This is a genomic window from Cupriavidus yeoncheonensis (genome assembly GCF_905397275.1).
GTDB lineage: Bacteria > Pseudomonadota > Gammaproteobacteria > Burkholderiales > Burkholderiaceae > Cupriavidus > Cupriavidus yeoncheonensis.
Map to the genome: position 1 here is coordinate 41,469 of NZ_CAJPUY010000010.1, position 25,102 is coordinate 66,570.

The following is a 25,102-nucleotide window of genomic DNA, read 5'->3' on the forward strand; positions in this document are numbered from 1 at the left end:
CGGGCATGTGTTGTTCCTCTTGGGTTATTTCCGCTACGCCTGTGCTGCGCTGGTTGCGGGTCCGTCGTGTTCGGTGTGGTGGTGCGCCTTCAGGCCGATTCCGTCCGCTACCACGTCGCCGCCGGTCAGGTTGATGTTGCCGCTGATGGCGTTCCCGTTGCTGCCGCCGGTACCGCTGATGCCGTTGCCGTAGGTCAGCAGGCCGTCCACCGTCAGCGCGCCGGTGCAGTGCGTGGCTGGCGTGTTCAGCGTCACGCCATTGTCTGCGTTCACCGTCGCCTGCTTGCAATTCACGATGACATTGCCAGCCCCGGCCACGTTCACCGTCAGCGTGTTGCTGCCGCTGTTGTACTCCACGCTGCTGCCGTCAGGGAAAACCGTGGTGTCTTTGTCGGCGCTCGCCGCCGGGGCAGGGTGGGCGTCCTGGTAGAACCCGACCAGCACGAAGCCCTGCGACGTGTCGCCATAGGGCGAGAACACCGCCACCTGCTCGCCAACACTCGGTGCCGACCAGCGCCGCGTCGAGCCAGCGCGTCCTGTGGCCCACGGCAGCCAGTCGGTCGTCAGCCCGCCACAGTCGCACTGCACGCGGGCGTTCGCCACGTCCACGGCCAGCACCGTGCCCATGCGAATCATGCAAGCCTGCATCCGCTCCAGCTCGGCCAGCGTGAACCCGTTCATGGCGTCACCACCGGCGTGTACTGGTCTTCGTTGCCGGGGCCGATGGCCGGCGACCAGGAGGACAGCACGGTGGTGGGAACGGTGCCGTCATTCGTCCACACGGACGTGCCCAAGTGCAGCACCTGCGCCCACTCGATGCGCCATGTTTCGAACTGGTCCAGCTCGGGGTCGAAGTCGTCCGGATAGCAGCCGATCACCTGTGCGGCGTCGGTGCGGATCCCTGGCCAACGGCGCAGGCGCAGCCAGGCAGCGAACGCCGCGGCGAACCGGCGGACTTCGGTGCGCACATCAGGCGTGCGGAACCCCATCACCACGTGCGCCTCGAAACGCGCCGTTACGGCCAGCTGCTCGGTGCCGGGGTCGGCGTCGGGCTGCGCCTCCAGTTCGGTCAGCTCCAGCAGCAGGGCCGGCGTGGCCAGCCCCTTGCGCTCGATGCGATGGAACTCGACCGTCTGCAGGTCAGGGAATGCGGCCTGCACGTCCGTGATGATGGCCGCGAACAGCGCGCCAAGGTCCAGTGGTGTCGTCATGCTTCGCCTAGCTTGAATTTCACGCGTGCTGCCAGCTCGCGACGGAAGATCGGCCAGAAAATGTCTTCCAGGTCTGGGAAGATTCGGTCTTCCACGAACACGTCCGCCTGGTCCTTGATCGGCAGCAGCTGTTCCTCGATATGCAGCCGCTTCTTGCTTGTGCGCTTGAACACAGTAAGTCGGCCTTTCGCGCCGCTGCGGGCGACGAATGCGCCGGGGAATTCGTGGCCACGGAACGTCGCGCCGGTGGCGGTCTGCGTCGGCCTGCCGGTGAAACTGGACACCGGCATGTCGTTCAGGCCGTACCACAGCCGCACGCCTTCGGTGCCAGCGGCACGCAGCCGGATGGACTTCAGGCGCTTGCGCAGGTATGAGACGCGGCGCAGCTCCAGCTCACTCTTTAGGCCTCGCTCGGACAGCACGCGCAGCCTGGTGGCCGTGCGGTTCAGCGCGCGAGACAGCGCAAGGCGAACCTGCTTTGGTGTGGCGTTCAGTTCGTCGCCAATCCGCAGCAGGTCGTCCGCGTCGATGTCGAAGTGGATCATGCGTCTGGCGCCAGTTCCAGCACCGCGTGCCCATTTCCGTCAGGCTGCGGGTAACGGGTCACACCGTAGGTCTTGCCAGCGATCACCACCGCGTCGCCGCGCTTCACGCCAGCAAGATCCGCTTCCACGCACGTGATGCGTGGCGCGCTGGTGTCCATGTCGTACTCGCCCAGCTTCGCGTCCATGTACGGATCATCGAAAATCGCCGCCACGGTGCGCGTGCCACCGGCCTGAAACTGGATTTCAGCCTGCACAGCGAAGTCGTCCAGGCTGATGAAATCCGCGGGGTTGTCCCAGGCCGGATGGGGCATCAGCCCTGGTCCTTGTCGCCCACCAGAGAAACGCTGGCAGTAACGGTCGGCGTGCTGCCGCCCAGCGTGTTGACCACGCGCACGTACTTCTTGAACTGGTCCAGGGAAACGTACTTCGCTTGGTAGCTCGCGGCAGCATTCGTCACCTGGTCGAATGCCACGCCGGTGTCGGCCCAGCCGGACACACCATCGTCGCTGTGCTGCAGCTTCACGTCGCTGGTTTGGCCAGCGCCGCCGGTGGCGGACGAATTCAGCACGACATACCCGTTCCCGGTGAACCCGGACACGTCAACGGCGACGCCATTGTTGGTTGCGCTCAGTGCTGCGGCAACGCTAAGTGCGATGAGATTGGTAGGGCGCATAGTTACTCGCTCGCCTCTGCGTTGTGGCCGTTGGCGGTCTGCTCGGTGGATTCCTCGCCTTCTTCTGCGGCGTTCGGTTCCTCGTCCGGTGCCGTCACCAGCTCGGCCTTTTCACGACGCAGCAGGTCCTTGGCTTCGGGTTCGTTTACCTCGATCAGCGTTCCGGCCGGCAGTAGCTGGCCGTCCATGCCGATGGCGCTTTTCAGCTTGAGAACGAAACTCTTTTTCGGGGTGTCTTTCATGATTCTCTGGCGGATGAAATAGGGGCCGCCGGCTGGCGGCCCTCGGGTCACTTCACAGCGTCGCCGCTTACGCTACCAGCGACGAGCCCCAGCAGAACGACTCGGGGTGACGGATGTTCACGTCCACGTCCTGGAACGTGATGATGCGCAGGCCGCCGCTGGTCGACAGCGCATACGGGTCCACGGTGATGTCCAGGCCGCCCCACATTGCCACCAGCAGGTCCGACCAGTTGCCGAAGAACACGTCGCCGTCAATCAGCTGGTTGCTGATGTCGCAGGCGTAGCCGTTCACGGTGCCGCCTTCCTCCCACAGCGTTGCCGAACCGGCCGCGCTGAACTTCAGGGTGGACTTGGCATAGCCGCGGAACTTGGCGTTTGCCGCATAGCTCATGGAATCCACGTCCGCGTTGTCGGCGGAGATTTCAGTTTCCATCTGGACCAGTTCGGCGAACGTCGGGTTCGTCGCGGCGAAGTCCACGCCGTTGATGCCGGTGTACGCCTTCAGACCCTTCGGCTGGTTGCCGCTGCCGCTGCCGTAGATGGCCGCGCGGTCGATTTCCAGAGACATCGACTTCAGCAGGTCGTCGCGGGTCAGCGCTTCGGCGTCCGGCGTCGCTTGCATCAGCATGCGGCGGGTGATGTCCGAATAGGCTGCCAGCGTCTTCGGGTTCAGGTTGATCTTGTCGACGCCGATTTCAGATGCGGTCGGCGCGTTGCCTTCACCCACCCAGTACGCGGCGGTGCCAGACTTCTGGCGCGGGATGTCCAGGTTGCCAACCAGGCCGGCGAGCTTGCGGGCGCGCTTCAGAACCCAGGACTTTTTGCGCAGCATCTCGATGAACGAACCAGACGCCAGTTCAGTGGCGACAATGTTCGAACCGGGAGCGCCGGACGGGGTCGTGGTGGAGAACGCACGGCCCAGCACATCGGCCGGCACCAGGATGCCCTTGGCTTCCTTGCCGTAGGCGTCAGCGGCGGCGCGGCTGCACTCGATTTCGAACGCGGCTTCCTTGCGGGCTTGCGCGTTGCTCGGGTCGGCCAGGAACCGGATGGCGCGCATGAACGAGAACTGGCGCACTTCCCTGTCGGTCAGGCCGATGTCGGCGGCGCGGTTCTGCTCGTCCAGCGGGCGGGCGGTGCGCTCGTTCAGCTTGTCCAGCAGGGCGCGCTGGAATTCCTCGGCGGTCTTACCCGAACCGATGTATTCCATGGCCAGATCGCGCTGGCCGTACTGCGTGCCCATCTCGGTGATGGTGCGAACGCGGGCGCGCTCGGCGTCTTGGCCGCGCTGCTGGTCGGCGCGGGCGGACTCGCCAGCGCGTTCGATGACTTCCAGCACCTTCACGATGTTGCCGGCGTCATCCACTTGTGCGCGCACCAGGTTGCCGGCTGCGTCACGGAGGATTTTTTCCATGGTGTTGATTCCCTTTGGCGGAATATCAGAACTGCGTCGATTTTCAACAGGTGCCGGCCTATGTTCCTCTTGGGTTTTTTCCGCGCTTCGACCCACGCCCACGCTTGGGTCTGCCGGAACACTCACAAGGGAAATTTCGTAAGGCTCCCAGTCAGTGATGCGGTACACATCCACGTCGCCTTCGCGCGTCTCTTCCAGCTTGGCCGCATGTACGCGGTAGCCGACAGAAACTAGCTTGCGGATGCCGTCCACAACGTCCTGGAAAATCTCGTTGGCTCGCGCGCTTCGCCCGAAGCGCACAACGGCACGGCCCCGCCGGTCGTCGCCAATCTCGACACTCTCCACAACGCCAACCTGGTCGTCCCAATCGTGGTTCACCAGCAGCGCGGCGCCGCTTTTCAGGCGGTCCATGCGCATGGCACCAGCGGAGTGGTCCAGGATCTCAATACCGAACCATCGTTGGTACTCCAGCTCGCTGGAGAACGACAGTTCGACGGTTCGATTTTCTTCGTCAGCTGCGCGCACTTCGAATGTGCGCTGCAGCCCCTTGTCGCCATTGATGTCGGCCGGCGCGAGCGTGCGGCGGTCGCTGGCGTCACGCGCCAAGCAGGCGCCGATTAGTCCCGCGACGATGGCGCGGCTATGCAGTCGGTGTTTGTTCATTCTTCGGTCCAGGTGCGGGTTTCGGCGGCTGTCGACCCATTGACAGCAGCACCAGCTCTTTCGCGGTCGCCTCGTCCAGCCCTTCGGCAACGTAGGCGTCGATCATGGCGCGCACATCGCGCGCGGCCTCGGCCCACACGGTGCCGGGGTCACGGCCCTGCTCGCGGATGATCTGGCCGGGGCTGGCCAGCATGTTGTTTTTCGACTCCACCGCGGCGTCCACGTCCGCACGCGGGTCGATCCACTGCCAGCGGCGCGGTTGCCAATCGACAGCGCGATAGCGCTGCAGGCGCTCGGCCTTCAGCGGACGACCCTTCACGATGAAGCGGCCAGCCAGCAGGGCGCGCGGCAGCCAGGCGTCGAATACGCGCTGGATCAGCGTTTCCGTCAGCCACTCCTGCAGCTCTTTCCAGTGCTCGCGGCTGTCCAGCGTGCCCTGGCGGATGCTGGAGAAATTCACCCCTTCCAGATCGGCCGCCAACTCGTTGTACGGCACGCCCATGCCGGCGGAAATGCCACGCAGCATGGTTTTGTAGAATGGGGAGAACTCGCCGGACGGGTATTGCGGGTTCCATTCCTTCAGTTCGGCGCCTTCCGGCAGCGTTTCGAACACGCCAGCCTCGGCGTTGATTTCCGGAACCTCGTCGTCATCGTCCAGGGCGGGGCCGTAGCCTTCTCGCCACTGGATGAAACCCATTTTCGCGGCACCAACGCGCGCGTTCACAACGGCGGCATCTTCGAAGCCGTTCAGGTGCCGCATGCGGAACAGCGATGTGGCCATCCACGGCAGGCCGCGTTTCTGGCCTTCCATGTCTTCTAGGAATCCGTGGATGATCTCGTCTGCCGGAATCCGGATGTAATCGTGACCACCGAAGCTGTAGTCGGCTCGCCGGTCGTCCGTGGTCGTGAAATAAAACCACAGCGGGCGGCCGTACAGGCTGAAATGGATGCCGTGGCGGATATACCCGCCACCCGGCGGCTGGTCGTCGTTCAGGTCGATAGGGCAGCGCTGCGGGTCAAGTGTCTGCAGGGCGAAGCCCCAATGCCCCGCATCACGCCCAGTCACCAGGCGAACCATGTATTCGCCGTCCTTCGCTGCCGAATTCACGCACGAACGCTGGATGGCGCGCCAGGAGCGCTTCCCGGTCACGTCGCAGTTTTCCGGCTTGCTCCACTCGCACCACGCCGCCTCGATGGCTTCGTTTGCCAGCTTGTCCAGCGCGCCCTTGTCGTCGCGGGACTGCGCTTGCATCAGCACACCGTGCGGGCCGACGATGTTTTGCCGGCACATGCGCAGGAACGCCTTGGCGTAGTCATTGTTTGCGCACTGCTCGCGCGAACGCGCCACCAGCGTGCGCTGGTTCCGCATGATGATGATGTCCGCCGACAGCGGCATCGTGCCCCAACTTGACGTTAGGCGATCGGACTGACCCGCGGCGTACAGGCTACGCATGCCGCGGCGAAGCGGCATCATCGGGCGGCCAGTCGCGGCCTGTTCGACAGTCGCTGGCATGCTGCGACGGCCGGTGATTTTCGCCTGGCGGATGTAGTCGTCCGGGGACACGTCAGAACCTCACGCGCACGGCGGCGCCGAATAGCGAACGGCCACGCGTGGCGGCTTCCTCGCGGCGGACTTCCGCGCGGTACGTGTCTCGCAGCTTCAGCAGCTCGGACACCGGCGTGCGCCACAGCTCGCGGTTATTGATCTTGTAGCGCTCCTGGTCCATCGAAGCGCGCTTCTCGATGACTGCCTCAATGGCATCCAGCGCGCGGCGGGCGTGGCTTCGCGGGTCGGTGCCGTCCGCAGTGTTCGCCATGTCCGGTGCGATGGTGATGGTGCCGGATTCAACCTCCACCACGTCCGCGCCATTGGTCGCGCGCACGCTGTAGGCGTACACGCCAGGCGTCCACAGCGTGGTCGCCGTCGCTTCGGCACGCAGGCGGTGCTGGTCGCCCTCGGCCGCGCTCGACACGTTGATGGTGGACGGACCACGAAACATCGCGGACAGCGCCCACACGGGCGCCGGGTAGTCGTCTAGGCGAACCAGGCGGCTGAATGTCAGCCCAGCGCTGATTTTTGCGGGAAAAATGCCGTTCACAGCCCCATTACCAGGAATTTACCCAGCCGCCGCGGCGCTTTGGAGTGCCCAGGCTGCTGGAACGTCGAATGCGGACAGTCTCCCGCGTCGGCGCTGGGGGTTCCTCTTGGGTTATTTCCGGCTGTTTTTCGGCCTGTTTTTGGGCCGGTTTTGGCTCGATTCTTGGCTGTTTAGGCGGAGCATCGGCCTGTTTTTTCAGGATTTCGCGGACTTTTTCCGGGTCTTTTAGCGTTTCAACGACCTTCACAGCGGTTTCTGCCACTCTTGCGGCCCACTGTTCGCGAGTTTCGCGGGCGGCGGCTAGATCCTTCGGAATCAGCCGTTCTGCGAGGCGTTTCAGGTTCGGCTGCATGATCTTCAGCGCGCCGTACGCGTACACGCGGCAGTCCAGCTTTTCGTTCCTGTCGCGATCGTTCTTGCGCCACTCGCGCACCGGCTGGCCTTTCACGTAGCGGACCACCAGGCGTTCGGCGGTCAGCTGCTTGAAGTGCTCGGCGTCCCATTCGTCCTGCAGCGGAAAGTGGCAGAAGCCTGGCCCTTCCTTCGCCTGCGCCAGGCGGCGCATCACCACCAGCTTGGCTTCGTCAACGCCCACGCGGAACAGGTCCGTGAACTTGGATTTCTTCTTGCCGGTCTGCTTGCGGTTCGGCTTTTCCACGATGGGGATACCCCAGCCGCCCAGCCCCTTCACGCCAAAGATGCGCCGGCCAGTCTTGCCACGCAGCCAGTCGTAAGCCGCGGCCGTCATGCCGCCAGTGCCGCCGGTGTCGACGCAGGCAGCTTCAATTCGCAGCAGTGCACCACTTTCGTGCTGGTACGTGTTGGCCAGTAGCTCCTCCAGGTCGTTCCATACCTCGCTGCCAAGCGGGTCGCCCCACAGCACGCCGGTATCCACAGACCACGATTCCTCACCGATGCCCCATGCCACCACTTCGTATTCCAGGCGGTCGTCCTGCATGTCCACGCCGACAGACAGCCACACGCCGCCCATGGGCACCTGCGCCGGGTATTCCTCGCGTCGCGCAAGCAGGCCATCCGGGTCCGCCTTATCGCCGGCCGCAAACGGCCAGCCCAGCGACACGTTCACGAACGATTGCAGGTCACCAAGCGCCAGCTTGTCCAGGTAGGACTGCACAATGTCGCGCAGCCGGCGGAACGTGGAAGCCATTTCCGGTGCGTGGAAGGACGCATGCCCCTTGAACGGCTTGCTGGCAATCCAGCCGCCGCCGTCGCGCTCGGCGTTGCGAATGGCAGCGATGCGCTGGCCGTCATCCCACAGGCTTCCGCACCCACCGCAGCAGTACATGGCGCTGGCGGGGTCATGCTCTTGCGCAATGTCCTTTTCCGCGTCCTTGATGCCACTGGACTGGCGGCCAGTCCAGCGCACGTTTTCCCAGCGGAAATACTGCAGTTCGTCGCAGTGCGGGCAGCGCACGTGCCAGCGGCGTTGGTCGCCAGCCAGCCAGCCCTTGTGGATGCGGCTGGTTTCCAAGTCCACTGGCGTGCTGCTGCGAATGTCCAGGCGATCGTCACCGAACGTCGCGGAACGCTGCGCCAGCAGTTCCAGGAAGTCACCTTCTGCCGTCACGTCATAGCCGTCCACTTCGTCGGCCTGCGTGACCGGCGCCGAACGGCCGCGCGCAGTTTTCGGGCTGCCGGCCCAGCTGAACATCAGCCAGCCGCCGACGTAGGAAATCATGCGGCTGTTGTTCACGCCCTGGCGGCCCCGCGCCTTCGCCATCTTTTTGGCGATTTTCGGGTTCGCTTCCAGCATCGGCTTTAGCTTTGTTTCCTGGAACGTCGCCATGTCGCCCTCGGACGGCTGCGCCATGATCTGGCTGCGCGGTTCGTGGTCGATGAAATAGCCGGTGATGCACTGCTGACAGGTCGTCTTGCCGGTCTGCGCGGCCAGCATCAAGTCCATTCGGCGCATGCCGGGTTCCTTGATGGCGTCCAGGATGCCGCGCTGCAGCGGGGCGTTGTCGAAATTGATAGGGCCGGGGATTGCGTTGCCCACCGGAATGCGCACGTTCTTTGCTGCCCACACGGACGGCAGCATATCGGGCGGCGGCACAAGGTTTTCCGCCGCGCGACGCATGGCGGAAGCGACGGCGCCCCAGTTGCTGAACTGGTCAAGCGTCGTCATCGTCGGATTCGTCTTCGTCGTCGGGCGGTGTCAGGTCTGCGGTGGCTGCCTGCTCAAGCGCTAGCGTCAGCTCGGCGCGCAGCTTCTGCTTGAACGTCATTTCGTCTGTCTCGCCCAGCAGCTGCAGCACCGCGCGCTGGGGTACGTTCATGACGTTCTGCCGAATGGCGGCCATCATGGATGCCTGGGCGCGTTCGAATTCCTGGAGGGGCGCCACCTCGCCCTTGGCCTTGGCCAGCGCCAGTTCGGCCTGCTCCATCTTTGCGCGGGCCGTGCGCTTTTCGATTTCTTCCAGGTCGTCGGTGGCTCCGCCGGCAGCCTCAGCCTTCCTGTCTGCGTACCACCGTATTACATCGGCCAGGTCGAATGACCACTCCACGCCGCGGCCGCCACGCTGCAGCACCGGCATGCCTTCTTTCACCCACCGGTCAACGGTTGGCAGCGAAACGCCAACGTGTTCAGCCAGGCCCGAACGGTTCAGTCGAACGCCCATTCCTTATAACCGCAGGTAATCATAAATCGTGGTTTTAGAGGCCACGCAGATATCGAGTGGCGCGGGAGCAGTGCCCCCGCAGGCTAGGGGTGCCGAGAAGGACCCGTTACGTTGCGTTTATGCAACACATCGGCACCATTATGGTGCGTGTTGCATGCGAGCAACACCACGCCCCACCACAGCCCGCAGTACGTCAGCCACGCCATCACTGCCCCCTGTCCATACGCACAATCGCCTGGCACGCCGCCAGTTGCACCGCTACTTCGTCGGCCTCTCCTGCAATTCGCAGCACCAGTTCAGCATCCGCTGCCTGAAGTCCGCCGCGCGCGGCAGCATCACCCATGCTGGCGCCGGTGCCAGCCTGGCTGGCTGTACCGGGTCCGCTGGCAGCGGGGCAGGTGAGACGGTCCCGCACGCGGATAGAGCCAGCGCGCAGGTCAGCGATAGTGCGATCAGAAATAGTTTTCGCATCGGCCAGTTCCTTGGTGTGCTTGGCGTCCAGCGCCGCCATGTCGTCGGCGTGCTGGTCTTCCTTGTCGCGCTCGCGCTTTTCGGCGTCAGCGGTGCGCTTGTTTGCGTTGGCCAGGTCGGCGTTGTACTTGGCCTGCCAGGCGGAATTGGTGCCGTTCGTGCCAACCTTGACGCCACCGAAGAACAGCGCGGCAAACACCATGAGTGCGCCGATGATGGCGGCGGCGGCGCGAATCATGCTGCGTCCGCCTTCACGGGCACGCAGAAGTACGGCCGCACGTAGAAGTGGCCAGGGTAGCCAATACGCATGCGCTTGGCGTTCACCAGCTCGATGAACTTTCGCATGCCGGCTTCGTCCAGGTGCTGGAAATAGAATTTGATGCCAGGCGCCTGTGCGGTGTCCGTGCCGTGCAGATAGGCCTTATAGCTCTTGTCTGTCGGGCCAACTTCGCCGCCTGCCTCAATGAATGCCAGGAACGCTTCCTGGCTCACGCTGCCGCAATAGCTGCAGGTGCCGCCATCGCGGTAGTGGTCGCCCTTTTCCACCTGGTCGTACTTGAACGGGCTATTGGCCGCCCACGGACCACGGCGGCCACAACGAAATGCTTCGCTCATGCTAGTTTCCCCTCACAGATAGCCCGCTCAGTCTCGCGCCGCTTCACCAACCCCGGCAGCACCTTGCCGCCGGCATATGTCCAGCGCGACAGTTCCGCACATGCACCGGCCATGTCGCCAGCGTTCGCCTTGCGCGCCATCGAGCTACCGCAGAATTTCGGAGTGCCCACGTTGAACGCGAACGACACGAACGCAGCGCGCTGACCGGTGCTCATCGGCGCCGTAACGCACCGCTGCACGCCTTGTGCGTGCTCCACCAGGTCATCCGCCAGCAACTGTTCGCACTCGGCGCGCGTGTAGGGCTTGCCCAGTACCGCAGTGGCCGTATGGCCAGCGCATGCCGTCACAATGCCAATCGGGTCACGGTAGCCCCGCAACACCATGCCTTCGAACTGCGGGACATAGGCTGTCAGTAGAGTTGCGCACCCAGCGCCAACTGCGGCCACCAGGCGCTTATTCATCGCTGGTACTCGACACCAGGCCGTGGCGCTGCAGAAAAGGGCGCACATGCTCGCGCCACGCTTTCTGCCCGATCAACCAGGCCGTGTACATGAATGCGGCAAAGCCCGCCGCATCGTTCCAGCTGGCAATGCCAACTGCAGCCCAGGCGCTGGCGATCTTCGCAATCAACCAGCCTGTGTGTTCGGAGTTATCCATTCGCCGCGCGCGCCCGTTTCAGAATGGGCGCATTGTCGTTGGCAGCCTCTCCGCGATCCTCTTGTGTTATTTCTCGCGCGATGTTCTGAATCTGGCGGACCGTCATTTCCATCATGGCGGCCACGTCAGATGCCTTTGCGCCGGCACACATCTTCTCGATGATGACCTTGTCTCGGTAAGCCCTGTAGATTTCGCGGCAGTTGGCGGGCTGCAGAATCTCTCCGCCAAAGTGCCGCGCGAGCTTCTCGGCGTCATTCCAACCTAGTATTTGTGACAGTTGATGGTCCGGGGAAAGTCTAGGTAATGTCGGCACGTACAGAATCACCCGCCATCCCTTGTGTCCCTTGCGGTCAACGTAGCAGCGCGGAAGCTGCCCAATCAGGTAAAGAGCCCGTTCGCGGCCGATCACATCCGCAATCTCTTGCACGCTTGCAGGAAGCCGCATACAAGCCCCTAAGCCATTGATAGTGCGGGCAATTTTATCAGATTGGACATATCAGACGTAAGGATGAAACACGATATGCCTATGTCATCCTATATTGGTCACGTACGTTAATTCGGTATCACTGTAATCAACGCTGGTATGATTGACACATCACACACACTGAGAAACGTACAATGACCAAGAAAGACGGACTGATAAGCAGCATCGAAGCCGCCAAACTCCTCGGCGTTTCTACGGGCACGGTGCAACGCATGGTAGACAAGGGGGAACTCGCCGCCTGGACAACCCAAGGCGGCCATCGCCGGATATACAAAGAGTCCGTTGAGAAAGAGCTGGCCCTTAGAAAAGGCTCGAAATCCACTGCTCAAGGGCAGAGAGCGAGCAACGGAGTAGTAGGTGAGAGTGAACTTGATCTAGTCTTGGCTCACTCAACGATGGCTGAAGCTCAGAAGCTAGAAACCACAGTACAGAAGTGGGGAATTCCCTTAACGACGGAAGTTGCCGACGATCCAATGGCGCTGGCATTCCTCTGCGCCTCCAAGCATCCTCGCATTGTTGCAATGCATGTTGATGAGCCGAAAGACGCTGACCTAACGGCGTTCGGCAAGCTCAATGAGTTCCTGCAAGCTCAAGGCACCGAACTGGTGATCCTGACCAGCAAGGCTTCGCTCGAAGCCGTCACAGAAGCGCTGGCCCCGTGGAACCCCCTCGTTTTCGTCCGTACGCCTGGCCTCGAAGAACTACGCGGCTTCGTTCGCGGCAATCTGCGCCGCCGGTGAGCAGATTGAGCATCCTGGACAGATTTGGGACTACTGGGACCAAAGGGACTACGTTTCTATAAAACCCCTTACCGTACCCCTATCTCCCGTAGCTACTACGGTATGTATTATTTGTGTATGTGTTGTCCCAGTAGTCCCAAAGCATAGGAATACCGTTACAGATCAACGGGTTAGTGTGGGACTATCTGTAGTGTTCTCTTGTCCCAAATGGGACTACCTATAGTCCCAAGGCATGAAAAAACCCGGCTGTGCCGGGTTCCGTGGTTGTGTAGGATAGGTATTGCGCACGATTTCAGCGTCCGGGAGGGACGGCTCATGCCTTCTCGGGATCGAACTTCGCGATGAGATTGCTGAACTTGGAGCGCATTGCAAGCTCCTCCTTCTTCCTCTTATCCTCTTCCAGGATGATGATGATGGAGTGCTTCATGAGATCGAAGTATTGGAGGCAGGTGGCCTCGTCCAGCTCATGGATGCCAATGCTAAGGATGGAATAGATTTTCGCGTTCTCGACTAGGAACGCCGGCAGGTGGCCCTTCAGGAACTGCACCTTCTCGTTCATCCGTAGGCCGTAGAAGTCTTCATCCTTCCATCCTTCCGCTGCCTTGAACTCCTCAAATCGGCCGTAGACCATCCGTTCAAAAACACGGCGTAGGTAGACGAATGACCCAACGCCGACGCCATGAGCTGCCAAACCGATGGCCTTGTGGAACTCCTGGCTGTCCACCTTGCTCATGCCTTTGCGGTACTGTGCCACCTCGTCGTTCGAGATAGTAGCCAAGGAGGGATGCTGGCCTACCTTCTCGATGGTCATCCGCCTCATCCAGAACCAGTAGTTAATGGTGTGGTTATGGTCGCGCACGCAAATGATCTTGCAATAGTCGTACGCATTCCGCTTTCGGATGTTGTCCCAATCGTCGCCGTTTGGGACGTGTTGCCCTTTAATGACGAACGTTGTCATCTTGTTGCAGTTGGGGCAATGACCGTCAATACGGTTGTCGTTCGAGCGTCCATACAGCTGCTCAACAATCTTCATGTCGGCTGGCAGTACGTACGATGCATACGGCGGCGCACCGAAGAAGAACTCCTCCACAGATTCCAACGTCTTTGGCTCACTCATTGCACTTGGTCCTTCAATCGGGGAAGCGGTCGAACGAAACTAGAACGAGAAAAACCCGCCTGAAGGGGCGGGCTTTGCACAACACAGTTGACGATCTTACCCGATTCCTAGATGGATCACCCCTGCGGAATCACCAGCGCTGGCATCATGAACAGCCTGCGGCTCCCCGACTTCCGGGGCTTGTCGCCTGTCAGGCGCTGCAGCACCTTACTGGCGTGCGTGGCCTGAGCCTTGTTGGGCTTGTCGAAATGCAATTTCAGTAGCACTTCGGTGGCGGTCATTTCCATGCCCGACTGGGGTCGCGACCAGTCGAAGCGCTGCATCAGCATTTCTTCCAGAGGGTCGATAGCTTCGTGCTCTGCGTTCAGGTCATTCAGCATGGCCTGCTCATCCGGCTGGAGCCAATGCGGCTCACCCTGGCGCCACAGGTGCAACAGCTCGGCCCACACCTGCTGCATGTCGATGCCGTGGTTGTAGTTGATCCTGGTAACAGGGATGGTCCACCAGCGCCGGTTGCCCGTGTCGTCCACCAGGTAGCGGTCCTCATTCACGCTGGCGAAGAACACCGTGCGTCGGCTGTATTGGGACACCTTCTTGTCGTACGGCTGGCGCAGCTTGTCCACCGGCTGCGTGACGAACGCTTTCAGCCTGGCGATATCCGCCTTGCGGAACGTCGCATCCAACTCGCCCAGCTCCACCAGCCAGTGCGCCACGGCGTTGATGACGGTGTCCTTGTTGCTCGGATCCACAATGGCGCCTTCCAGCGTGGCGCGCAGATCGTTCGGCACCAGCCGATTGAACCAGCTGGTTTTGCCCAATCCCTGCTTGCCAGTGAACACCAGCACGCCGTGCGAACTGAAGCCGTGCGGCATGAAGCATGCAGCGACGGCGGAAATCAGCCAGCGCAGCATCAGCGTGTCCTTCAGGTCTGGCGGCATGTCGGACTGCACTGTGTCCATCAGTTCCAGCAGGCGCGAGCGGCCATCCCACGGCTTACTCGCGATCCAGTCCGCCACCGGGTTATAGCGGTTCATGTCCGCGATGATGCGCACATAGCCCAGCAGGTTGGCCACCGGCATGCGGTTGCGCGAACAGATGCTGGTCAGTTCATCAATGCTGCAGTTGTCACGGTTGTCATCCCCGAACATGCGGCCGGGGATGGTCAACTCCACGTCCTTTCGGATTTCGTTGTACCGCGCCGTGATGCCGTATTCGCCCATCAGCCACGCGAGGTTTTCCCACGTGTTCAGCGGCTGCTGCTTGTCGCTGGCGTGCGGGAACATGAACGGGTTCACCGCGGCGTCGATGGGCAGGGCGCTATCGTTAGCGGCCTTCGGCACCACGGCATTGACCTGCTCGCGCACCGCTTCGATGCCTTCGCGCTGGTGCAGGTCGTTGAAGTCCTTCGGCTTGCCGGACAGGTCGGCAAATACCGGCCCCACCACGATGCCGCCAGCGGCGGTGGCAGCCTGGCGCGCGTGGTGCATGCCGGGGTTGCCGTCCGTCCATCGGTCATCGTCGGCCGCAATGACGATGACCGAATGCCCGAACTGCTGCCGCAGGGCCGATGCCACGCTGCGCAGGTTGCCGGCGTCGAACGCCACGAACACCGTGTATCCGGTGCTGCGGTGGATCGATGCGCCGGTGGCGTAGCCCTCGCACACCACAATGACGGAACCGTGGGCGGGCTTGTCCCCGATCATGTGGAACGAGCCGCGCCGCTGTCCGCCTGGCAGATAGTCCTTGTCGCGGCCCAGCTGCGGGTTCTCGTTCGGGAAGACGGCCTGCAGGCTGACGATGGCGCCGCTGGCGTCGCGCATGGGAACCAGCAGTACGTTCTCCGCGCCATTGCGCCACGCGCCCAGCCGCAGGCCGTAGGCATGCACGCTCTTGCGCTGCAGGTATGGGTGGCCGTCGCCGTCGATATCCTGCGCGGATTCCCACATGACGTTCGCGCGGCGGGCGGCTTCGGCGCGATAGCGCGCCTGTTCTTCCTCGGCCTGCTTCAGTTCGGCTTCGCGCCGTGTGCGGCGCTGCTCGATTTCGTGCGCGGGGATTGGCTCGCGCTGGGCCTCATTAAGGCGGAACCCGAATTGCTGGGCCTCATGGATCAGCGTGGCAATGGTGGTGCGGCCGGACTGCTTGATGGACTTCCACACATCGCGCGCGTCCTTGCTGCTGTAGTTGCCGGCGGTCTGCGCCCAGGCGTCCCACACTTCGAAGCCGGCGGCGCCCAGTTCGGACTTGATCGCCATGCCCATCATCACCCACGTGTCGCGGTCGTTCGCGTCGATGTAGGCGAGCGCGGCCGAAATTTCTTCTTCGGTCAGGTCACGGTATTGTGCGGCGGCGCTCATGTGGTACGGCCTCGATTGTTCTGTCGGATGGCTCTGATGGCCATATGTGAACCTCGCTGAGAAGGTTGCGTGCTGAAAAAAAAGACTGCCGCAGGCGCTTCAGCTAGCGCTCTTCGGGAGCTACCCTATCGGCGTCAAACAGGGTAAATCATTTTTGACGTTGTTGCCAGATTAGACGAATTTCGTCCTCCAGCTTGCGCAGGGCTGCTTCGCCTCGCTTCTGCATCACCCCGTTGGCAGGCTTGCCGTATTCGTTCGGCCTGCCGTACAGGTAGCCGCGGCGCTTGGCCAGCGGCCACGACAAAACTGTTTTGGCCTCGCAGTACGCGCGCCATTCCTCGCTGCTGGTGCATACTTCGCGGCCATCGGGCAGGTTGGCAGTGTTCATGCTGCCTCTCCAAACAGTGCAGCCACCATCGGGTCGCGCTTCGCTTTTGCCTTGTTCCGCAGGTAGTGCCGTTTCATTACGGAACGGCGCGCGTCCCTTGCATCGTGGTCGTCGTTGCAGCGCTGAACCTGCCGCTTGCTGATTTCCTTCCGCGTCAGTGGCACAGGCATCGGCGCATCCTCGCCTGGGCCGAATCTCCACAGGCGTTCGTTCTGCTGCTTAGACTTTGTCCAGCGTCCAACATGGGCAAGCTCAGCGTTGTGCAGATAGTTGATGTAGCAGCGGGTGGAGCCAGCGTTGATGCCAGTCAGTTGCGCCAGCTCATCGGATGACATGTCCTGGCGCGCCACCATGTGCTTGTGGATCAGCGACAGCGCGTGGGCCGCGTCATTGCGCAGGGTGCTGTAAAAGGGTGCCGGCATACCGTTCTTGCCGGGCTGCCGAACTTCGAACAGAACGGATGCGCCCAGCTCGCGTACCAATTTCTGCGCGGTAGGCTTCGACACCTGCATCGCGTCGGCCAACTGCACCAGCGACATTGGGCGATCCTTCAGCATATCGCGTGCTGCGTAGTATCGAGCATCGGGCTGCAGGCTGTCGCCGTCAGTGCGCCTGAGGCGCTGATAGTGCGTAGTACACAGGCCGGCGCAATAGTATTGACGTTGACATCCAGCAATGCAGCAGGTTCGGCTTTGGGTCATAGCAGGTCAATCTGTTCAAACGGCATGCCTGGCCACGTGAACGCGCCTTTCTTCGCGTTCTCGCGCCAGTGGATCACGCGCAGATTCCAATGCACGTGCAGGCCGCAAACCAGCTTGCCAATCTTCGGCACGATGTGGTCAACCACGTGCAGTTCGCCGGTTTCCAGCGTCTTGCGGCGCGCTTCTGCGTACACCGCGTCAATGGCTTTCTTGTCTGCCCATGGCGGCGTCGCGCGCTTCGTCTGCGCACGGTGCACGATGCCTTCCTTGCCTTTTGGGCGCGCCAGTGCACGTCGCTTCTGGATAACGAACAGTGGGCCGGCATCGCATCCACCGGCAAGTGCCAGGGCTTGCATCATGCGGCCTCTTTGATAGCGGTCAGGACATCGCGCACAGCGGGCGGGCAGACGGCGTTGCCCAGCAGATGCACCGCGGTGTCCTTGCGCGCGGGGAGAGCGTAGGTAGACGGGAAACCCATGAATGCACGGTATTCGTCCTTTGACACCATGCGCATGCGGTCACCGTTGACGATTGCCCAACGGTCCTTAGTGGTAATGGTGCCGATGGGACGGGCCACGCTGCGGCCTGTCAGGCCAGAGCCGCTTTTGTAGTAGGGCGCGATAAACCGTTCGCCAAAGGCTTTACGGCCGTTCGCCACACGCCTCAGGGTGGCTGCAGCACGGCCAGGCTTATTGATAGGCGACCAGTTGCCGCATTCGAAGTCCAGCACGGCTGATGCCGGGACATGATCGCGCTTTGGCAACTGCAGGCCCATTGGCGACTTGCTGCGGGCTAGCACGATGAACATGCGTTCCCGGTGCTGGGGGACACCGTGGTCCGCTGCGTCAATGATGTGCGGGGCGAGTGAATAGCCAAGCAATTCAAGTGCGATCTTCCACGCCGGGAACAGGGACCAATCCAAAAACTCCGGGACGTTCTCCACCACGCCGAATTCTGGCCGGTGATACTCCAGCGCATCCACCACAGCCCACGCCGTTGAACGGCTCGCGTCGTGCTGCGGATTGTTGGCGGCCTTGCCGCGCGCTTTGCTGTGACCTTGGCAGCAAGGGGAAGCCAGAAGAATGTCGTGCTTCGGCACCTGCGACCAGTCGGCCTGGTGCAAGTCCTGGCATACATGGATGGCCTGCGGGTGATTCGCCGCGTGCGTTTCCACTGCCACCGGCCAATGGTTGGCAGCCCATACAACTTCCACGCCAGCCATCTGTGCGCCGGTCGAGAATCCGCCGGCACCTGCGAATAGGTCAACGGCTCGCATTGCTTTCTCCCTCATTGCCGTTGCCCAGCGCGTCTTGGATCTCCTTCAGGCTGGCATACGCGTGTTCCCACCAGTGGACGCCATGCTCCAGCGCAAGCTGGATCAACCAGTGCAGAACGTGTGCCTGCTCGGCCTCCGCCTTCTTCGGGATGTCTGCACCGCCAGCGCGCAGCACGTGCGCGATTTGTCCGCTTTTCCAGACCATCAGGCTCAGCACCTCGCGCAGTGCCGGCGTCAGCTCAACCGGATAGGTTCGGCCAGCAGGCTTGTTTGCCCATGCACGCCATGCGGTTTCCGTCTCGGGCTCTCGGTACGTAGCAGGGTATCTCCCATCACGGCAGCGCAGGTCATCACCAACGCGCTGCATAACCAGACCGCCGTGGCTCATCGCCCACGCTTCAAACGCCTCACGTTCCTCGTTCTTAATCGTCATGCCACTTCCTCATAGTTATGTTGATTCGCCGCACGCGCCCGTGTCTCGCTGGTCAGGTGCCATCCCTTGCAGTACGGGCACAGGTACACCCGCACCGGCACGCGCGTACTAGGGTTCGCCACCTGGATGCCCAGCATGTCCACCTGCGCGTCGGAGCTATCGCGGAATCGCTTCTTGATACAGACCACTTCCCCAGTGGTCATTCGGTACGCCACCACCTTGCCGCCGACGATCACCATGGCAGCCCCTGCGTCGCGCACCAGGTGCTGCAGCTCGAGACGGAACCGTTTGCCGGTGCCATAGCGGTACTGCAGGCGTGCGCGCCGTGCGGCGAAGGTGGCGGCGTTCATGGTTTGTGCGAGTTGAAAACCAGCGTTCGCATGTCTTCCAGGTGCTTCTGCGTGGCAGCCATGGCGCCTGCGCTTCCGGTTCCCTCGCTGGGCCGCAGGCCGGCGTGCCACAGCTCATCCATCAGCGACTGGGCTTCGTTCGTGGTCAGGCGCATGCACGGTTCCGTCATCTGGCCGGGGTCCATGCGTTCCATTACCAGCGGCTTCGCAATGACCACGGCCCCGTCGCCGGGGTGCTCGGCAATGTGCAAAGCAATGCGGTTGCTGTATAGCTCGCGCTGTGCGTGGAACTCCATCATTCCCCCTCGACGCCACGCACCACGCGCAGCGCATCCTTTGCCGAACGCGCCACACCAGCGCGTCCGCCGTTGTCATTCACTGCCTTCAGGAACGCGGCCTGCTTTTCAGACGCGCGGCCCTTGGTCGCCTTGAATTCGATGGCCGTAAACACCGCCACGCGCTGGCCAACCATGTCCGGCGTGACCACCACCGGCGTCAAGCCGAACAGGTCAGCGAAGCCGGCAGGCAGGCCGGTGCTGAACGGCCGCGCATTGCGCAGCAGCATGTCGCCATTCGGCAGCCTGGTTACCACTTCGCCAACCCATGCTTGACCAACGTTGGCGCGGAAATACAACCCTTCGCCAACCAGCGCATTGCGGGATTCGTTCTGGATACGGTGTTCTTCGCTCATCGCGTCTGTACCTGTTGTCGGTGCCATTCGTTCTTTGCGGCGTCCATCACGCGCCATTCCGGCCAGCTGGGGTTCTCGCGGCGGATGCGCTCGGCAATACGAGTGATGCCAGGCCGGCGCACTTCGAAATCGATGGCGTGTTCGGCGGTCATGGTCAGGCCGCCAGCTGGGTCTGCGAAGCCTTTGCTTCTGCCTCACGCTGCTTCAGCGCCTTCCTCTCGCGCGCATGGATGACTACGCTGTGCGCCCTCAACAGCTTCAGCAGAGCCAATGCGGGCACGCTCACCTTCTGCCCCGGCGGCAGGTCGCCGTTCTGCTCGCCGATTTCGATGGCTGCTAGGCGTTCGCGCGCGTCTTTCGGCAGTGCCTGCATGAATGTGTCGACGCCTTCGACCAGGCAGTCAGTTGCCTTTGGCGGCAGCGCCTTGTCCTTGATCGTGCCGGCCGTCACCTTGTCCTTACCGGCGGCCTTCGCCTTGCCCAGTTCTTCCGCCAGCACCTTGCCAGCGTTCTCGCCGTGCTCGCGCACCATGCCAACCGCCACAGCGGCGGACACGGCGCCAGTTGCCACGGCCTGGTGGACGTCGCTATTTGCGTCAGCCAGCAGCAGCAACTGCGATACATGCTGCGGCGTCTTTCCGACCTTGCTAGCAATGCGCGTGTTGTCCCAGCCCATATTGCGCAGGCGCTTGTATCCTTCGGCCACTTCCAGCGGCTTTAAGGCGCGGCCTTCTGCGCTGGTGATGACGCGTGCCACGCGGTCGGCGTCGTTACCTTCGAACGCGACGATGGGCACCCACACTTCACCTTCCTTGTCCGTCAGGTCGGCGCCAATTTCGATGGCGCGGTGGATGCCCAGGCGGCGGCGATGGCCGTCCACGATGAACACGCCGCCTTCAGCACGCGGGCGAACTTCAAGCGCGGGATACAGGCCGCCATCCTTGATGTGCAGCGCCAGCGCTTCGATGCTGGCTGCGAAGTCCTCATCCTCAATCCGCAGATTGAATCCGGGTTCAACGTGCAAGTCGTGCAGGCGGACCTTCATGGCGTCCGCGCGCTTGATTTCCTTGGATGCGATCTTTTGCTTAAACGATGTCATGCCGCCAACTCCATTTCAGGGTGTTTGAAATCCGGATCACCGGGGTATCTGTCCGTGCCGTCTGCGCGATACCAGCAGAACGGCGAGCCGCGGCGGTGGGGGTAGTGATAGACGCCGCTGCCGTTACACGTGCACGTCATCGCTTTGACGTTTCGGCGGTTCATCCACTTGTCCACGTGGTAGTTCCGCTTTCCGCAGACACGGCACTGCGGCAGGATTTGGTAATGCTCGGGATGCTTAGGGAGAACGCGCCGGGTGCGGCAGGCGCGGCAACGGCAGTGGTAGCGCATCACTACGCCCCATCAGCAGCGCGCAGTAGCGCATCCATGACGCCGCGGGTGACAACCAGGTAGTTGTCCGACTGCGCACCCGGCTTCAGAACTGCCGGCAGGTCCTTGCGCAGTTGACGAAGGCGGCGCAGTTCGGCTTCCTGTGCGCGCACCTTGGATTCCAGTTCGACAATGCGCCGGGTGCTGAGGCCGCTCATTAGAAATCCCCAACGTCCGGAAGGGCGGCAATAGCAACGCCATTCACCACATGATCCAGCCGCTTGATGCGCTGGTTCAGCATCGCGACGGTGTGCTGGTAGTGCTCCAGTGCCGCTGCAGCTTGCAGCAGTTGCAGGCGCGCTTCGCGCAGTTCGTTGGTGGCCACTTCCACCGGCTCTTTCAGTCCAAACAGCTTCACGTCCGTACTCCCATAAAGAAAATGGCCGCGATGACCGCAGCAATGAAGAACGCCAGAACACGGCCCCACGTCACGCCATCGCGCTCCGCCTCGAACTGAATCTGCTGCATGGCCTCGCGCAGCAGTTCGTTATCGGCGCGCGCAACTTCGCGCACCAATCCGGTTGCGGCCACGGCAAACAGCAGAAGCGCCACGATGGTCAGCAGGTACAGGTTCATTCGAGGCTTCCAGAAGCGCACGCGCAGCACAGGCGCATGGTTGCGTGCGGATTTGCAGAACCCTGGCGGGCCATATTCGTGTCGAAGTACTTAGAGCCAGCCAGGATCACGCCGCGGCACTGCGGGCCGTACTGGTCGCGCCGGTCACAGCGGTGGGCCTTGCGCGCTTTGCGCCATCCACCGCCGTTCCGTGCGTACCAGTCGGCGCGCGTCATGGTCAGGCGGCCACGCGGCCCTGGTGACCAATCAGGCCGCGACGGCCGCGCGGGAGAGTGCAGCGGCCATATTTCGCGGCGCGCGCGAGCTTGCTGCCGGCAGGACGCGGACGGCCGGGGATGCGGCTGCGAGTGCGCGGGCCACCGAATGCCAGGTGTTTCATGCTCGGGCCGCTGGACGCGATGGCTTCAGGAGTGATGACGATTTGGCCAGCGCTTTGGGCTGCGCCTGCCATTGCTGCTGCGATTGCGCCAACGATGCCAATGCTTTTCATGCTTGCGTTCCTGTCTATCGCCGCTGTCTTGCCGCAGCGGCATCGGCGTGAAACGCATCATAGTGTTCACGCCAGATAATCGCAAGCAATTTAGACAGATTGGACAGATTGCGCAGAACGGATATGTTTTCCACCGCGGGCCTGCATGACCTTCATGGCCTGATACTGTGGGTTCTTGCTGCCGCGCTGGGCGAACAACGCCACCAAGCTGCCCAGGTCTTTGCAGGCCGCTTGCTCTTGCTTCAGCCGCATGCGCGTGGCGCGCTTCTCGGCCTCGGTGACTTCCATCAGGTTGCCTTCCGCCACTTCCACCGGCTTGGCTTCGGCCTGCAGGCGCTTGCCGCAGCTGGGGCAGCATGGCGGCGTGGGGCGGCGAATCTGGACGAAACACTTTTCGCATGTGACAGGCGGCGGCGGGCCGTTGTCGCTGTCGCCTTTGCGCTTGCCGCCGTTGCCTTCCAGATCCCACTCGCGTTCGTCATCGGGGAAGCCATGGCGGTTGCTGTTGCCCGCGTGGTCAAGGATGACGCCGGTTTTGCCAGGGGCAGGGCGCATGCAGCGCATGGATTCCTGCAGGTACTTCGACAGCGACATGGTGGGGTTGGCCAAGATAGCCGCGTCGATGGTCACAGGGCGCCCAGCCCACGCAGACAGGTCGAACCCCTCACCGAACAAGCCCACGTTGAAAAGCACGCGCACCGCGCCGTCCGCATATGCCTGAATGACGCGCTTACGCTCCCCGTTGTCGGTGCCGCCGTCTAGGTGCGCCGCCGGAATTCCGGCCGCATTGAACAGCTCTGCCAGATACTGCGAATGAGACACATTAACCGCATATCCAACGGTGCGCATGCCGTCTGCGTACTTGCGCCAGTGCGTGATGATGTCGCCGGTTAGCTTCGGCTCGCGCATGCGTTCCGCTGCGTCCTTCTGCGCGAAATCGCCCATCTGTTTGCGCACACCCTTCATGTCCGGCGCGCTCGGCGCATAGATGCGATAGGGCGCCAGATTGCCCATCTCGATCAGTTCCGCAGCGGTCGGACCCAACACCATTTCATCGAAGTACGCACCCAGGCCTGTGCCGTCCAGACGCCACGGCGTGCCTGTCAGGCCGATGTGAAACGCATTCGGCCACGCCGCCATGATTGCAGCCCAGCCCGCAGCGCCGATGTGGTGGCACTCGTCCCATATCACCACTCGCGGCTCAGCGAGCTTCAGTACTCGGTTCTTCAGCGTGTCGATGCTGCACACCTGCACGCTGGCGTTCACGTACATGGGATGACCAGCAGCGATGAATCCATGCGCTAGGCCACAGTCCGTGAACGTGCCGCTGGTCTGCTTCAGCAGTTCAGCGCGGTGGCAGTTGAAGAACGTCTGCTGCCCGCGATTGGCGAACGCCTGCGCGATGAATGCGGCAATGACCGTCTTGCCACCACCAGGTGGAAGCACGATCAGGACGCGCCTGACACGGCGCAACGCCTGGCCGGCTCTGGCAACCAAGTCGTTCTGGTAGTCCCGCAGGACGATCATTGTCAATCTCGCTAGAAATGCTGTCAGGTTGACAGCGTGCGAGAATTTAACACCTCATGAACATATTGGACAGATTGCGCATATTGGGGATAAGATAGCCACCACTCATTGCCGGTCACTCTGGATAACTTGGTGGAATCTATGAATCCTGGTGTGTATGACACGATCAGCAACGCCGACTACCACGGCGGCGAAGGCGTATCCAACTCGATGCTGTCAATCATTGATGACAGCAGCCCATGCCATCTGAAGGCGGTGCGCGAGGCGCGCGAGGCAGCGAACGAAAGCGGCGAGAAGCGCGAGCCGTCGCCAGCGTTCCTGATCGGATCGGCGTTCCATGCGCTGGTGCTGGAACCGGCGGTGTTTGCGAAGGAATACTGCTTGGGCCTGCGCCAGCAGGACGTGCCGGACGCGATTGACGACCGCGAACAGCTGGTGGCGATGGTGGCGGAACTGAACGCAGGGCGACTGCCGAAGATTCCGACGAGCGGCAGCAAGGCAGAACTCGCAGAACGCCTGCGCGCTGCCGATGCGGAAAACGGCGTGAACCATCCGATTGAAGACGTGATGGCGCTGACGGTCGCGGACCTGAAGGCCGAACTGGAAGCAATCAACAAACTGCGCCCCGGCATGCTGTCCACCAGCGGCAGCCGCCATGAACTGGCCGAAATCCTGCGCGCCAACGGCCGCCAGATAAAGCTGTGGTCGGACGTGAAGGAAGAATGGCTGAAGAACAACGGCCACCGCTCGGTGCTGACGCAGGAACAGTGGGATCAGGTGCACGCAATGCGCGATTCCGTGATGAAGCACCCGGCGGCCAGCGCGCTGTTGTCGGGCAAGGGCTTCGCGGAACTGTCGGTGTACTGGAAAGACCCTGAAACCGGCGAACTGTGCCGCTGCCGTCCTGACTTCTGGCGTGCGGACGGCATTGTGGTGGACCTGAAAAGCACTGAGGACGCCAGCCCAGCGGGGTTCTCGCGCTCGATGGGCAAGTATCACTATCACGTGCAACACCCGTTCTACACGGATGGCATCAACCTGGCGCTGCAGCAGGGCGGTGAAGCGTTCGGCTGCGAGCATCCCACCAGCGCCAAGGCGTTCGTATTCGTTGCGTGCGAGAAGCACTATCCCTATGCGGTGGGCGTGTACGCACTGGACCCCGCCAGCGTGGAGCTGGGCCGCGCCACGTATCGCCGTCACCTGAACACCTACGCGGAATGCCTCCGCACCGGCGTGTGGCCGGCGTACGGCGAACGCATCGAATCTATCAGCCTGCCGGACTGGCAGCTGCGCCGCGCTGAACTCGCGGCCTAAC

The 25,102-nt window shown here is 62.4% G+C and carries 35 protein-coding genes; 2 read left to right on the forward strand and 33 right to left on the reverse strand.

Annotated elements, in window-relative coordinates; all coding sequences use genetic code 11:
* Window positions 1-33: 33 nt before the first annotated feature.
* The 16 genes from KHO22_RS15065 to KHO22_RS15140 form a co-directional block, all read right to left on the reverse strand.
* Complete coding sequence (locus KHO22_RS15065; protein WP_211947955.1) at window positions 34-681, reverse strand: phage baseplate assembly protein V; 648 nt, start codon at window positions 679-681, stop codon at window positions 34-36.
* Window positions 678-1,211, reverse strand: coding sequence for a hypothetical protein (locus tag KHO22_RS15070; protein WP_211947956.1), 534 nt, complete (start codon window positions 1,209-1,211; stop codon window positions 678-680). The genes KHO22_RS15065 and KHO22_RS15070 overlap by 4 nt, the downstream gene beginning before the upstream one ends.
* Window positions 1,208-1,756, reverse strand: a complete 549-nt coding sequence (locus KHO22_RS15075) for a hypothetical protein (protein WP_211947957.1) — start codon at window positions 1,754-1,756, stop codon at window positions 1,208-1,210. The genes KHO22_RS15070 and KHO22_RS15075 overlap by 4 nt, the downstream gene beginning before the upstream one ends.
* The gene (locus KHO22_RS15080) at window positions 1,753-2,067 is read right to left on the reverse strand and encodes a head-tail joining protein (RefSeq protein ID WP_211947958.1); all 315 of its coding nucleotides are present in this window, start codon (window positions 2,065-2,067) and stop codon (window positions 1,753-1,755) included. The genes KHO22_RS15075 and KHO22_RS15080 overlap by 4 nt, the downstream gene beginning before the upstream one ends.
* Window positions 2,067-2,429 carry a hypothetical protein gene (locus KHO22_RS15085; protein ID WP_211947959.1) on the reverse strand — a complete coding sequence of 121 codons (363 nt, stop codon included), beginning with the start codon at window positions 2,427-2,429 and terminating at the stop codon, window positions 2,067-2,069. The genes KHO22_RS15080 and KHO22_RS15085 overlap by 1 nt, the downstream gene beginning before the upstream one ends.
* A gap of 2 nt (window positions 2,430-2,431) precedes the next feature.
* Entirely contained in the window at window positions 2,432-2,671 is a 240-nt protein-coding gene (locus KHO22_RS15090) for a hypothetical protein (protein ID WP_211947960.1), read from the reverse strand.
* 67 nt (window positions 2,672-2,738) lie between these two features.
* Window positions 2,739-4,748: a phage major capsid protein gene (locus KHO22_RS15095; RefSeq protein WP_211947961.1), complete on the reverse strand. Its 2,010-nt coding sequence runs from the start codon at window positions 4,746-4,748 to the stop codon at window positions 2,739-2,741.
* Window positions 4,726-6,312, reverse strand: a complete 1,587-nt coding sequence (locus KHO22_RS15100) for a phage portal protein (RefSeq protein ID WP_211947962.1) — start codon at window positions 6,310-6,312, stop codon at window positions 4,726-4,728. Before KHO22_RS15100 ends, KHO22_RS15095 begins: the two co-directional genes overlap by 23 nt.
* Window position 6,313: 1 nt before the next feature.
* Window positions 6,314-6,748: a hypothetical protein gene (locus KHO22_RS15105; protein ID WP_211947963.1), complete on the reverse strand. Its 435-nt coding sequence runs from the start codon at window positions 6,746-6,748 to the stop codon at window positions 6,314-6,316.
* A gap of 106 nt (window positions 6,749-6,854) precedes the next feature.
* Window positions 6,855-8,993 carry a phage terminase large subunit family protein gene (locus KHO22_RS15110; protein ID WP_211947964.1) on the reverse strand — a complete coding sequence of 713 codons (2,139 nt, stop codon included), beginning with the start codon at window positions 8,991-8,993 and terminating at the stop codon, window positions 6,855-6,857.
* The gene (locus KHO22_RS15115) at window positions 8,980-9,486 is read right to left on the reverse strand and encodes a terminase small subunit (protein ID WP_211947965.1); all 507 of its coding nucleotides are present in this window, start codon (window positions 9,484-9,486) and stop codon (window positions 8,980-8,982) included. The genes KHO22_RS15110 and KHO22_RS15115 overlap by 14 nt, the downstream gene beginning before the upstream one ends.
* Window positions 9,487-9,691: 205 nt before the next feature.
* Window positions 9,692-10,195, reverse strand: a complete 504-nt coding sequence (locus tag KHO22_RS15120) for a lysis system i-spanin subunit Rz (protein WP_211947966.1) — start codon at window positions 10,193-10,195, stop codon at window positions 9,692-9,694.
* A complete protein-coding gene (locus KHO22_RS15125; RefSeq protein ID WP_211947967.1) occupies window positions 10,192-10,572 on the reverse strand; it encodes a hypothetical protein in 381 nt (126 codons plus the stop codon). The genes KHO22_RS15120 and KHO22_RS15125 overlap by 4 nt, the downstream gene beginning before the upstream one ends.
* Window positions 10,569-11,033, reverse strand: a complete 465-nt coding sequence (locus tag KHO22_RS15130) for a lysozyme (RefSeq protein WP_211947968.1) — start codon at window positions 11,031-11,033, stop codon at window positions 10,569-10,571. Before KHO22_RS15130 ends, KHO22_RS15125 begins: the two co-directional genes overlap by 4 nt.
* Window positions 11,026-11,229, reverse strand: a complete 204-nt coding sequence (locus KHO22_RS15135; protein ID WP_211947969.1) for a hypothetical protein — start codon at window positions 11,227-11,229, stop codon at window positions 11,026-11,028. Before KHO22_RS15135 ends, KHO22_RS15130 begins: the two co-directional genes overlap by 8 nt.
* Entirely contained in the window at window positions 11,222-11,674 is a 453-nt protein-coding gene (locus KHO22_RS15140; RefSeq protein WP_211947970.1) for a hypothetical protein, read from the reverse strand. Before KHO22_RS15140 ends, KHO22_RS15135 begins: the two co-directional genes overlap by 8 nt.
* 173 nt (window positions 11,675-11,847) lie before the next feature.
* On the opposite strand from KHO22_RS15140, the gene KHO22_RS15145 reads away from it, so the two are divergent.
* Window positions 11,848-12,453: an excisionase family DNA-binding protein gene (locus KHO22_RS15145; RefSeq protein WP_211947971.1), complete on the forward strand. Its 606-nt coding sequence runs from the start codon at window positions 11,848-11,850 to the stop codon at window positions 12,451-12,453.
* A 313-nt stretch (window positions 12,454-12,766) separates the two neighbouring features.
* Here KHO22_RS15145 and KHO22_RS15150 read toward each other — a convergent pair whose 3' ends face one another.
* From KHO22_RS15150 to KHO22_RS15230, 17 genes are all read right to left on the reverse strand, one after another.
* The gene (locus tag KHO22_RS15150; RefSeq protein ID WP_211947972.1) at window positions 12,767-13,570 is read right to left on the reverse strand and encodes a hypothetical protein; all 804 of its coding nucleotides are present in this window, start codon (window positions 13,568-13,570) and stop codon (window positions 12,767-12,769) included.
* A gap of 116 nt (window positions 13,571-13,686) precedes the next feature.
* On the reverse strand, window positions 13,687-15,927 hold the full coding sequence (locus KHO22_RS15155; protein ID WP_211947973.1) for a VapE domain-containing protein: 2,241 nt from the start codon (window positions 15,925-15,927) through the stop codon (window positions 13,687-13,689).
* Between the two features lie 148 nt (window positions 15,928-16,075).
* Window positions 16,076-16,315: a DUF7696 family protein gene (locus KHO22_RS15160; RefSeq protein WP_211947974.1), complete on the reverse strand. Its 240-nt coding sequence runs from the start codon at window positions 16,313-16,315 to the stop codon at window positions 16,076-16,078.
* On the reverse strand, window positions 16,312-16,872 hold the full coding sequence (locus tag KHO22_RS15165; RefSeq protein WP_211947975.1) for a hypothetical protein: 561 nt from the start codon (window positions 16,870-16,872) through the stop codon (window positions 16,312-16,314). The genes KHO22_RS15160 and KHO22_RS15165 overlap by 4 nt, the downstream gene beginning before the upstream one ends.
* Before the next feature lie 140 nt (window positions 16,873-17,012).
* On the reverse strand, window positions 17,013-17,375 hold the full coding sequence (locus KHO22_RS15170) for a hypothetical protein (protein ID WP_211947976.1): 363 nt from the start codon (window positions 17,373-17,375) through the stop codon (window positions 17,013-17,015).
* Entirely contained in the window at window positions 17,372-18,292 is a 921-nt protein-coding gene (locus KHO22_RS15175) for a DNA cytosine methyltransferase (RefSeq protein ID WP_211947977.1), read from the reverse strand. Before KHO22_RS15175 ends, KHO22_RS15170 begins: the two co-directional genes overlap by 4 nt.
* Window positions 18,279-18,725 (reverse strand): hypothetical protein, encoded by a 447-nt coding sequence (locus tag KHO22_RS15180; protein WP_211947978.1) that lies wholly within the window; start codon window positions 18,723-18,725, stop codon window positions 18,279-18,281. Before KHO22_RS15180 ends, KHO22_RS15175 begins: the two co-directional genes overlap by 14 nt.
* The gene (locus tag KHO22_RS15185) at window positions 18,722-19,075 is read right to left on the reverse strand and encodes a hypothetical protein (RefSeq protein WP_211947979.1); all 354 of its coding nucleotides are present in this window, start codon (window positions 19,073-19,075) and stop codon (window positions 18,722-18,724) included. Before KHO22_RS15185 ends, KHO22_RS15180 begins: the two co-directional genes overlap by 4 nt.
* A complete protein-coding gene (locus tag KHO22_RS15190) occupies window positions 19,072-19,374 on the reverse strand; it encodes a hypothetical protein (RefSeq protein ID WP_211947980.1) in 303 nt (100 codons plus the stop codon). Before KHO22_RS15190 ends, KHO22_RS15185 begins: the two co-directional genes overlap by 4 nt.
* Window positions 19,371-19,766 carry a VRR-NUC domain-containing protein gene (locus tag KHO22_RS15195; RefSeq protein WP_211947981.1) on the reverse strand — a complete coding sequence of 132 codons (396 nt, stop codon included), beginning with the start codon at window positions 19,764-19,766 and terminating at the stop codon, window positions 19,371-19,373. The genes KHO22_RS15190 and KHO22_RS15195 overlap by 4 nt, the downstream gene beginning before the upstream one ends.
* Window positions 19,763-19,918, reverse strand: a complete 156-nt coding sequence (locus KHO22_RS15200; protein ID WP_211947982.1) for a hypothetical protein — start codon at window positions 19,916-19,918, stop codon at window positions 19,763-19,765. Before KHO22_RS15200 ends, KHO22_RS15195 begins: the two co-directional genes overlap by 4 nt.
* A gap of 2 nt (window positions 19,919-19,920) precedes the next feature.
* Window positions 19,921-20,865: a ParB/RepB/Spo0J family partition protein gene (locus KHO22_RS15205; protein ID WP_211947983.1), complete on the reverse strand. Its 945-nt coding sequence runs from the start codon at window positions 20,863-20,865 to the stop codon at window positions 19,921-19,923.
* A 292-nt stretch (window positions 20,866-21,157) separates the two neighbouring features.
* A complete protein-coding gene (locus KHO22_RS15210; protein WP_211947984.1) occupies window positions 21,158-21,352 on the reverse strand; it encodes a hypothetical protein in 195 nt (64 codons plus the stop codon).
* Complete coding sequence (locus KHO22_RS15215) at window positions 21,352-21,552, reverse strand: hypothetical protein (RefSeq protein WP_211947985.1); 201 nt, start codon at window positions 21,550-21,552, stop codon at window positions 21,352-21,354. Before KHO22_RS15215 ends, KHO22_RS15210 begins: the two co-directional genes overlap by 1 nt.
* Complete coding sequence (locus KHO22_RS15220) at window positions 21,549-21,770, reverse strand: hypothetical protein (RefSeq protein ID WP_211947986.1); 222 nt, start codon at window positions 21,768-21,770, stop codon at window positions 21,549-21,551. Before KHO22_RS15220 ends, KHO22_RS15215 begins: the two co-directional genes overlap by 4 nt.
* Before the next feature lie 217 nt (window positions 21,771-21,987).
* Complete coding sequence (locus KHO22_RS15225) at window positions 21,988-22,260, reverse strand: hypothetical protein (RefSeq protein ID WP_211947987.1); 273 nt, start codon at window positions 22,258-22,260, stop codon at window positions 21,988-21,990.
* A 90-nt stretch (window positions 22,261-22,350) separates the two neighbouring features.
* A complete protein-coding gene (locus KHO22_RS15230) occupies window positions 22,351-23,787 on the reverse strand; it encodes a DEAD/DEAH box helicase (RefSeq protein WP_211947988.1) in 1,437 nt (478 codons plus the stop codon).
* Window positions 23,788-23,928: 141 nt separating this feature from the next.
* Here KHO22_RS15230 and KHO22_RS15235 point away from each other — a divergent pair, with 141 nt between their 5' ends.
* On the forward strand, window positions 23,929-25,101 hold the full coding sequence (locus tag KHO22_RS15235) for a PD-(D/E)XK nuclease-like domain-containing protein (RefSeq protein ID WP_230426891.1): 1,173 nt from the start codon (window positions 23,929-23,931) through the stop codon (window positions 25,099-25,101).
* Window position 25,102: the final 1 nt, after the last annotated feature.

Coding starts and splice junctions, on each gene's coding strand:
- KHO22_RS15090 (WP_211947960.1), bottom strand. CDS start 2,671: ATGAAAGACACCCCGAAAAAGAGTTTCGTTCTCAAGCTGAAAAGCGCC.
- KHO22_RS15125 (WP_211947967.1), bottom strand. CDS start 10,572: ATGAGCGAAGCATTTCGTTGTGGCCGCCGTGGTCCGTGGGCGGCCAAT.
- KHO22_RS15185 (WP_211947979.1), bottom strand. CDS start 19,075: ATGAACGCCGCCACCTTCGCCGCACGGCGCGCACGCCTGCAGTACCGC.
- KHO22_RS15195 (WP_211947981.1), bottom strand. CDS start 19,766: ATGAGCGAAGAACACCGTATCCAGAACGAATCCCGCAATGCGCTGGTT.
- KHO22_RS15210 (WP_211947984.1), bottom strand. CDS start 21,352: ATGAGCGGCCTCAGCACCCGGCGCATTGTCGAACTGGAATCCAAGGTG.
- KHO22_RS15145 (WP_211947971.1), top strand. CDS start 11,848: ATGACCAAGAAAGACGGACTGATAAGCAGCATCGAAGCCGCCAAACTC.
- KHO22_RS15095 (WP_211947961.1), bottom strand. CDS start 4,748: ATGAACAAACACCGACTGCATAGCCGCGCCATCGTCGCGGGACTAATC.
- KHO22_RS15150 (WP_211947972.1), bottom strand. CDS start 13,570: ATGAGTGAGCCAAAGACGTTGGAATCTGTGGAGGAGTTCTTCTTCGGT.
- KHO22_RS15065 (WP_211947955.1), bottom strand. CDS start 681: ATGAACGGGTTCACGCTGGCCGAGCTGGAGCGGATGCAGGCTTGCATG.
- KHO22_RS15155 (WP_211947973.1), bottom strand. CDS start 15,927: ATGAGCGCCGCCGCACAATACCGTGACCTGACCGAAGAAGAAATTTCG.
- KHO22_RS15085 (WP_211947959.1), bottom strand. CDS start 2,429: ATGCGCCCTACCAATCTCATCGCACTTAGCGTTGCCGCAGCACTGAGC.
- KHO22_RS15070 (WP_211947956.1), bottom strand. CDS start 1,211: ATGACGACACCACTGGACCTTGGCGCGCTGTTCGCGGCCATCATCACG.
- KHO22_RS15135 (WP_211947969.1), bottom strand. CDS start 11,229: ATGGATAACTCCGAACACACAGGCTGGTTGATTGCGAAGATCGCCAGC.
- KHO22_RS15180 (WP_211947978.1), bottom strand. CDS start 18,725: ATGACGATTAAGAACGAGGAACGTGAGGCGTTTGAAGCGTGGGCGATG.
- KHO22_RS15110 (WP_211947964.1), bottom strand. CDS start 8,993: ATGACGACGCTTGACCAGTTCAGCAACTGGGGCGCCGTCGCTTCCGCC.
- KHO22_RS15160 (WP_211947974.1), bottom strand. CDS start 16,315: ATGAACACTGCCAACCTGCCCGATGGCCGCGAAGTATGCACCAGCAGC.
- KHO22_RS15130 (WP_211947968.1), bottom strand. CDS start 11,033: ATGAATAAGCGCCTGGTGGCCGCAGTTGGCGCTGGGTGCGCAACTCTA.
- KHO22_RS15235 (WP_230426891.1), top strand. CDS start 23,929: ATGAATCCTGGTGTGTATGACACGATCAGCAACGCCGACTACCACGGC.
- KHO22_RS15190 (WP_211947980.1), bottom strand. CDS start 19,374: ATGATGGAGTTCCACGCACAGCGCGAGCTATACAGCAACCGCATTGCT.
- KHO22_RS15140 (WP_211947970.1), bottom strand. CDS start 11,674: ATGCGGCTTCCTGCAAGCGTGCAAGAGATTGCGGATGTGATCGGCCGC.
- KHO22_RS15175 (WP_211947977.1), bottom strand. CDS start 18,292: ATGCGAGCCGTTGACCTATTCGCAGGTGCCGGCGGATTCTCGACCGGC.
- KHO22_RS15200 (WP_211947982.1), bottom strand. CDS start 19,918: ATGACCGCCGAACACGCCATCGATTTCGAAGTGCGCCGGCCTGGCATC.
- KHO22_RS15230 (WP_211947988.1), bottom strand. CDS start 23,787: ATGATCGTCCTGCGGGACTACCAGAACGACTTGGTTGCCAGAGCCGGC.
- KHO22_RS15105 (WP_211947963.1), bottom strand. CDS start 6,748: ATGTTTCGTGGTCCGTCCACCATCAACGTGTCGAGCGCGGCCGAGGGC.
- KHO22_RS15115 (WP_211947965.1), bottom strand. CDS start 9,486: ATGGGCGTTCGACTGAACCGTTCGGGCCTGGCTGAACACGTTGGCGTT.
- KHO22_RS15165 (WP_211947975.1), bottom strand. CDS start 16,872: ATGCTGAAGGATCGCCCAATGTCGCTGGTGCAGTTGGCCGACGCGATG.
- KHO22_RS15220 (WP_211947986.1), bottom strand. CDS start 21,770: ATGAACCTGTACCTGCTGACCATCGTGGCGCTTCTGCTGTTTGCCGTG.
- KHO22_RS15170 (WP_211947976.1), bottom strand. CDS start 17,375: ATGATGCAAGCCCTGGCACTTGCCGGTGGATGCGATGCCGGCCCACTG.
- KHO22_RS15080 (WP_211947958.1), bottom strand. CDS start 2,067: ATGCCCCATCCGGCCTGGGACAACCCCGCGGATTTCATCAGCCTGGAC.
- KHO22_RS15075 (WP_211947957.1), bottom strand. CDS start 1,756: ATGATCCACTTCGACATCGACGCGGACGACCTGCTGCGGATTGGCGAC.
- KHO22_RS15225 (WP_211947987.1), bottom strand. CDS start 22,260: ATGAAAAGCATTGGCATCGTTGGCGCAATCGCAGCAGCAATGGCAGGC.
- KHO22_RS15120 (WP_211947966.1), bottom strand. CDS start 10,195: ATGATTCGCGCCGCCGCCGCCATCATCGGCGCACTCATGGTGTTTGCC.
- KHO22_RS15205 (WP_211947983.1), bottom strand. CDS start 20,865: ATGACATCGTTTAAGCAAAAGATCGCATCCAAGGAAATCAAGCGCGCG.